The organism is Gammaproteobacteria bacterium, assembly GCA_022340215.1.
GTDB lineage: Bacteria > Pseudomonadota > Gammaproteobacteria > JAJDOJ01 > JAJDOJ01 > JAJDOJ01.
The window spans coordinates 26219-32303 of sequence record JAJDOJ010000143.1 but is presented as its reverse complement, the minus strand read 5'-3'; the positions used below and the strand labels follow the sequence as shown (position 1 = coordinate 32303).

Annotated in this window: 5 protein-coding genes and 1 rRNA gene; 2 read left to right on the top strand and 4 right to left on the bottom strand. The window is 58.2% G+C overall.

Annotation, left to right across the window (positions count from 1 at the left end; translation table 11 throughout):
• Both LJE91_10375 and tyrS read right to left on the bottom strand, forming a co-directional pair.
• Positions 1-437: ribosomal RNA gene (locus tag LJE91_10375) — 16S ribosomal RNA — on the bottom strand; the annotation flags it as partial.
• A 347-nt stretch (positions 438-784) separates the two neighbouring features.
• Positions 785-1984 carry a tyrosine--tRNA ligase gene (tyrS, locus tag LJE91_10370; protein MCG6869098.1) on the bottom strand — a complete coding sequence of 400 codons (1200 nt, stop codon included), beginning with the start codon at positions 1982-1984 and terminating at the stop codon, positions 785-787.
• 192 nt (positions 1985-2176) lie between these two features.
• On the opposite strand from tyrS, the gene LJE91_10365 reads away from it, so the two are divergent.
• Complete coding sequence (locus LJE91_10365; GenBank protein ID MCG6869097.1) at positions 2177-3544, top strand: peptidoglycan DD-metalloendopeptidase family protein; 1368 nt, start codon at positions 2177-2179, stop codon at positions 3542-3544.
• Positions 3545-3697: 153 nt separating this feature from the next.
• On the top strand, positions 3698-4801 hold the full coding sequence (locus tag LJE91_10360) for an anhydro-N-acetylmuramic acid kinase (GenBank protein MCG6869096.1): 1104 nt from the start codon (positions 3698-3700) through the stop codon (positions 4799-4801).
• A gap of 70 nt (positions 4802-4871) precedes the next feature.
• Here LJE91_10360 and erpA read toward each other — a convergent pair whose 3' ends face one another.
• A complete protein-coding gene (gene erpA / locus LJE91_10355) occupies positions 4872-5231 on the bottom strand; it encodes an iron-sulfur cluster insertion protein ErpA (GenBank protein MCG6869095.1) in 360 nt (119 codons plus the stop codon).
• An 88-nt stretch (positions 5232-5319) separates the two neighbouring features.
• Positions 5320-6069, bottom strand: coding sequence for a hypothetical protein (locus LJE91_10350; GenBank protein MCG6869094.1), 750 nt, complete (start codon positions 6067-6069; stop codon positions 5320-5322).
• Positions 6070-6085 lie beyond the last annotated feature (16 nt).

Sequence of the window (6085 nt, the reverse complement as noted above, 5' to 3'; positions counted from 1 at the left end):
AAGGCCTTCTTCACACACGCGGCATTGCTGGATCAGGCTTTCGCCCATTGTCCAATATTCCCCACTGCTGCCTCCCGTAGGAGTCTGGGCCGTGTCTCAGTCCCAGTGTGGCTGATCGTCCTCTCAGACCAGCTACCGATCGTCGCCTTGGTAGGCAGTTACCCCACCAACAAGCTAATCGGACGTAGGCTCATCCAATAGCGTCAGGTCTCCGAAGAGATCCCCAACTTTGCCCCTTAGGACGCATGCGGTATTAGCCCGAGTTTCCCCGGGTTGTCCCCCACTACTGGGCAGATTCCTACGCGTTACTCACCCGTCCGCCACTCGTCAGCACCTGACGCACCCCGAAGGGATTGTCTGGCCTGTTACCGTTCGACTTGCATGTGTTAAGCATGCCGCCAGCGTTCAATCTGAGCCAGGATCAAACTCTTCAGTTAAAGTTGTCTGCGGATTGCTCCGCATAACTTTACCGGACGAAGAGGTTGACCCAACCACCCCCGAAGGAGTGGATAGGTACCCTACGTCCCGTCTGTTTCTGCATCACAGACACAACGAGAGCACCCGCACAAGTCACCTGATTTATTTTTAACGAGCCTCACCGACATTTATTCGGTGGGAAGAAAACAACTATACTCGTCGGCCAAAGGAGCCGTCAACAATAATTCTACGACACTTCGTCGTTTCCTGCCTGACCTTTGTTCTCTGGCGTGTGGACTCGATCCGGCTAGGAGGCGCGCATTATAAGCCCCGCATTGAGTTCGTCAACAGCTTTGGGCGTTTTTTTTCAGGTGATCGATATTCGGGCGAATCGTCGCTTCCCGACCTGCATGACATGGGTCCGCCCCGAGGCGATCCTGAGGTCGCGGTCGGCTACCCTCTCGCCGTCGATCCGCACCGCACCCTGCTTGATCATCCGGAAGGCTTCAGACGTTGAAGGGACCAGGCCTGCGGTCTTCAAGAGATTGGCGATCGGCATACCCCCTTCGGGGGCCTGAAGGCTGTGCTCTGGCATGTCATCCGGCATCGCCCTCCGCCTGAATCTCGCGATGAACCGCTCCTTTGCCGACTGCGCGTCACTGTGGGAGTGAAAGCGTGCGACGATCTCTTCCGCCAGGCTGAACTTGATATCTCGCGGATTCGCACCCGCCTGTACACTCTTGCGTAAGTCATTGATTTCTTTTTCCGGCTTGAAGCTGAGCAGCAGGAAGTAGCGCCACATCAGCTCGTCGGACACAGACATCAGCTTGCCGAACATTTCATCCGCCGGCTCCGAGATGCCGACGTAATTGTTCAAGGACTTGGACATCTTCTGGATCCCGTCCAGCCCCTCGAGTATCGGCATGGTGATGATCGTTTGCGGCCTCTGGCCGCTATGCCTTTGCAGCTCGCGCCCGACCAGCAGATTGAATTTCTGGTCAGTACCGCCCAGTTCGACATCCGCCTTCAGGGCGACCGAGTCGTATCCTTGCACCAAGGGATACAAGAATTCATGGACCGCGATGGGCTGACCGGCGGCATACCGCTTGCTGAAATCATCGCGCTCCAGCATTCTCGCAACGGTGTATTTCGCCGCCAGGTGGATCATGTCGACCGCACTCATCTCTCCCATCCACTGGGAGTTGAAGACAACGGTCGTTCTCTCCGGATCCAGGATCTTGAAGATCTGATGCTCGTAAGTCACTGAATTCGCGCGCACATCCTCGCGAGTCAACGACCTTCGAGTGACATTTTTCCCTGTCGGATCCCCGATCATGCCGGTGAAGTCGCCAATCAGGAAAATCACCTCATGACCCAGCTCCTGGAACTGCCTTAGCTTGTTGATCAGGACGGTGTGGCCCAGGTGCAAGTCGGGTGCCGTCGGGTCGAATCCCGCCTTTACCCTGAGCGGGGTTCCTCGACCCAGCTTGTCGACCAGTTCCTCCTCTACCAGGATCTCTTCGGTGCCACGTCGAATAATGCTCAGTTGTTCATCCACGGATTCCATAAGGTTCCCTTCATCTCGGATATGGGTGGCACAAGACACGCCCCACAGGCCAGCGCGATCGAATGACGCCAGCAAGCGTATGCGATCTCGATAACCCCAGAAACACCCGTCCCGCCCCTGCTTGATTTTTGCTATATTTCAGCTAGTTAAATATAGAATCAGGGTTAGGTTTCCGAATCAAATCATAACTATATGAAAAGAAAGTATAATTCTAAATTCGTCCGGATTCTCACCGCGGCAGCGGTCGGCGTGCTGATCGTAGCCGCGCTGGCCTTCGCGTCGGGGGGGAACCATTCCCTAGATCGACGCGCGGAACCGTTGCCTGAAGTGAGCGCGATTCACGCGGCCCGGCCGTCAGTGGCGCTGGCGATTCCCTCCGAACCGACAATCGCCACGCCACCTGCCCTGGATCAGGAACAGCCGACTCCGGCCCCCTCCTCCGTACGAATTGATGACACGACGTGGCTATCGATCGAGGTCCATCCCGGAGATTCCCTGGCAAGGATTTTCAAGCGCCAGGGGATAGCTGACCAGGTGCAAACCGTGGTTAGTGCCGGCCCCGAGGCTGGCAGGCTGTCCCGGATCAGGCCCGGCGAGCAAATTCGCCTGAGTATCAGTGACGGCAAGCTGTACGGGCTCGAGTACGATATCGACAATACCCGCCGTCTGAAAGTCGAACGCTCCGGCGAGGAAATGGTTTCTTCGATCGAGCAGCGCCCTTTCGAAACCCGCACCCAAACGTCCAGTGGAATCGTCCGTGATTCCCTGTTCTCCGCAGGCAAGCAGGCCGGACTCTCGGACCGCATTATCATGGAAATCGTAGCGATCTTCGCATGGGATGTGGATTTCGCCCTCGATATCCGGCAGGGAGACAGTTTTACGGTTGTCTACGAACAATACTATCGCGACGGCAAGATGATGGGTGAAGGGGAGATCCACGCGGTGGAGTTCGTCAACCAGGGGAAATCCCACCGCGCCTTCCGTTTCACGACGGCCGATGGCAGGACGGACTATTTTTCCCCCGATGGGCGAAGCCTCAAGAAACAGTTCACCAGGACTCCAGTGAGCATTGCGCGGATCAGCTCACGCTTCAACCTGCGCCGGAAACATCCGGTTCTGAATCGTATCCGCGCCCACAAGGGGGTCGACTACGCCGCTCCCACGGGGACACCAATCAAGGCAACAGGCGACGGGAAGGTCGTTCACGTTGGAAGAAAAGGAGGCTATGGCCGGACCGTCATACTGAAGCACGGATCCAGCTACACGACGCTTTACGCCCATATGTCCCGCTATGCCCGCGGCATCAAGCCGGGCAAGTACGTCAGGCAGGGGCAGACAATCGGCTACATCGGGAAATCCGGTCTGGCGACCGGCCCGCATCTCCACTACGAGTTCAGGGTGAATGGAAAGCACCGGAACCCCCTCACGGTGACGTTTCCTCAGGCACAACCACTGCCCGCGCGAGACAGCGAGAACTTCGTGCAACAGACGGCCGAACTCAACCGGACGCTGGACGAACAGCGGCGTGCTACCGTGGCGCTGGCCATGGCGGTCAAATAGGGCTGAATCGACGGGCGAATTCCTGGATAATCGTCTCGACATCGAACAGGTCAGCTTGAATCGGTAGTCCGGATAGCTCGAGGGTCTCCTGCCAGCCAGCTCTTCATCCCATCCTGCATCGGTATCGAGTCACGAATCCACACCGGGCGCGCAATGTTCTACATCGGTCTTATGTCCGGCACGAGCATGGACGCGGTCGACGCTGTGCTCGTCGACTTCAATGGCGACACACCGCGCCTTGTAGCGACCCACACACACCCGTTGCCCGTAGATGTCACCGCGGCCGTACAGTACCTGAGTCATAATCCATCGCCCCTCAGGGCAATTGGCGAACTCGACGTCGCCATTGGCAGGCTGTTTGCCGAATCGGCCAACACCCTTGTTCGAAACTCGGGCGTTGCGGCTTCCTCCATTGCGGCCATTGGCAGCCATGGCCAGACCGTATATCACCAGCCAACCGGCCCGGAGCGTCATTCGATACAGCTCGGCGACCCCAACACGATAGTGGAGCGCACGGGTATCACGACAGTCGCCGACTTCAGACGGCGGGACATGGCGGCCGGAGGCCAGGGCGCCCCCCTGGCTCCGGCCTACCACCGGCATGTCTTCCAATCGCCCGAGATGAACCGCGTGGTACTGAATATCGGCGGCATCGCGAACGTTACCGTATTGCCTCGAGATCCCCGTCGAGCGGTGCTCGGGTTCGATACCGGGCCCGGAAACGGTCTGATGGATTCATGGGTCCGCGGGCAAGGGCGTGGCAACTACGATTCCGCCGGGGACTGGGCACGTTCGGGGATGATCGACCCGCTGCTGCTCGACCGCATGCTGGCGGACCCCTATTTCTCCCTGGCCCCGCCAAAAAGCACGGGACGAGAATATTTCAGCGAGGAATGGATCGGCAGGGTGGTGGAAGGCGCAGAACAGGCGGCTGCACCGCAGGATGTACAGGCCACACTGCTGGAGCTCACCGCCGTCACGATCGGCCGTTCGCTGGCAGACGTGCTACCGGCCCCGGCGGAGGTGTACGTATGCGGTGGCGGGGCACACAACACCTATCTGATGGAACGGCTCCGCAGCCACTGTCCCGGACATCGAATCTCGACGACGGAAGCGCTGGGGACGGACCCCGACTGGGTCGAAGCCATGGCGTTCGCCTGGCTGGCAATGCGAACCCTGGCCGGGGAGCCCGGCAATATCACATCGGTGACGGGGGCCAGGCACCCGGCAATACTCGGCGGTATCTACCGGGCCTGAGGGATTGAGGGAGGGAACTGCCGAAAACCCGGGAAACCGGCAAGATCCGGTTCCCCATTGCCTCCGCAGATCAGGGAGAGAACGACGACCCGCAGCCACAGGTCGTCGTGGCATTCGGATTGCGGATAACAAACTGCGCGCCCTCGAGGCCGTCGGTGTAATCGATCTCGGCGCCGACGAGATACTGAAAACTCATTGGATCGATCAACAGCGTGACCCCCCCTTTCTCTACCTCGGTATCCCCATCCTGGACGGTTTCGTCGAAGGTAAATCCATACTGGAAGCCTGAACACCCGCCACCACTGACGAATACCCTTAACTTGAGCTGCTCGTTTTCCTCTTCATCGATCAATTCCTTGACCTTGGCCGCCGCCGCATCCGTGAAGATCAATGGCGCCTCCGTGGTCGTAGCTGTAGCTGTTTGTGACATTGCGATTCCCTCTGGAAAATAGCGATCAATGCAAAACCTTAAAATAACCGAGAAAATTAGTCAAGAATAAGCGCTCCCCCTTCCCCGATCAGGAAACCAACCAGGGATAGGTATTCTCGATTTTTTTCAGACCCTTGGTTTTCGGAACGATACTGATCGTAAGCACCCTCGGCTGGAAATCCGGGGGCAGGAGAATATCCCCCTCTACGACCTGAAAATACTTGAAGGCAAAACCGGGAGACGTCTTCTCGCCCAGTTCCTTTCGCGATAGCGTCTTGGGAACGCCCCGCACCTCGCCGCTGACACTGATCCTGAGGTTTCCCTTCACCAGCTTTCGACCCTTGCGCTTCTGCATCAGAATGACCTTGTAGTGAAACTGTCCCCCATTCCCGGCGGACAGCAACTCGAAGTCCATCACCCCAAGTCCGTTCTGGACCTTGCCCGGAGACACCACATGCTTGTAGAACGCGAGGTCCTTGTTGCACTGGAGAATACGGGCCTCGCTTTCCTCCACAATGGCACGCAAATCTTCCATGGTCCTGCCGTCCACCTCCATGTCCCGTTCCAGCATGACGATCCTGCCGAGCAGTTCCGAGCGGAGGCTGGTCAATTCACGCGTCTTGATTCGAAGATCGGCCAACTCTCCCGCCTGAGACGCGGAAAGTGCCTCGCCACGAGATAGCCCCATCCAGAATCCGATCGACCCGCCGATGACACCCGCGGCAAGCACGAGCACCAGGACAAGATCCACGTGCCCACCGATACGCGCGCCGCTGACGCAGCCGACGTCCCGAACTTGGCGGTTTGGGAGACAGCTGGCTTCTTCGTGTTTGGTCATCCCCGGAGCCACCTCT

Excerpts from the sequence above, each read along its gene's own strand:
- tyrS (MCG6869098.1), bottom strand. The coding sequence starts at position 1,984 with ATGGAATCCGTGGATGAACAACTGAGCATTATTCGACGTGGCACCGAA.
- LJE91_10365 (MCG6869097.1), top strand. The coding sequence starts at position 2,177 with ATGAAAAGAAAGTATAATTCTAAATTCGTCCGGATTCTCACCGCGGCA.
- LJE91_10360 (MCG6869096.1), top strand. The coding sequence starts at position 3,698 with ATGTTCTACATCGGTCTTATGTCCGGCACGAGCATGGACGCGGTCGAC.
- erpA (MCG6869095.1), bottom strand. The coding sequence starts at position 5,231 with ATGTCACAAACAGCTACAGCTACGACCACGGAGGCGCCATTGATCTTC.
- LJE91_10350 (MCG6869094.1), bottom strand. The coding sequence starts at position 6,069 with ATGACCAAACACGAAGAAGCCAGCTGTCTCCCAAACCGCCAAGTTCGG.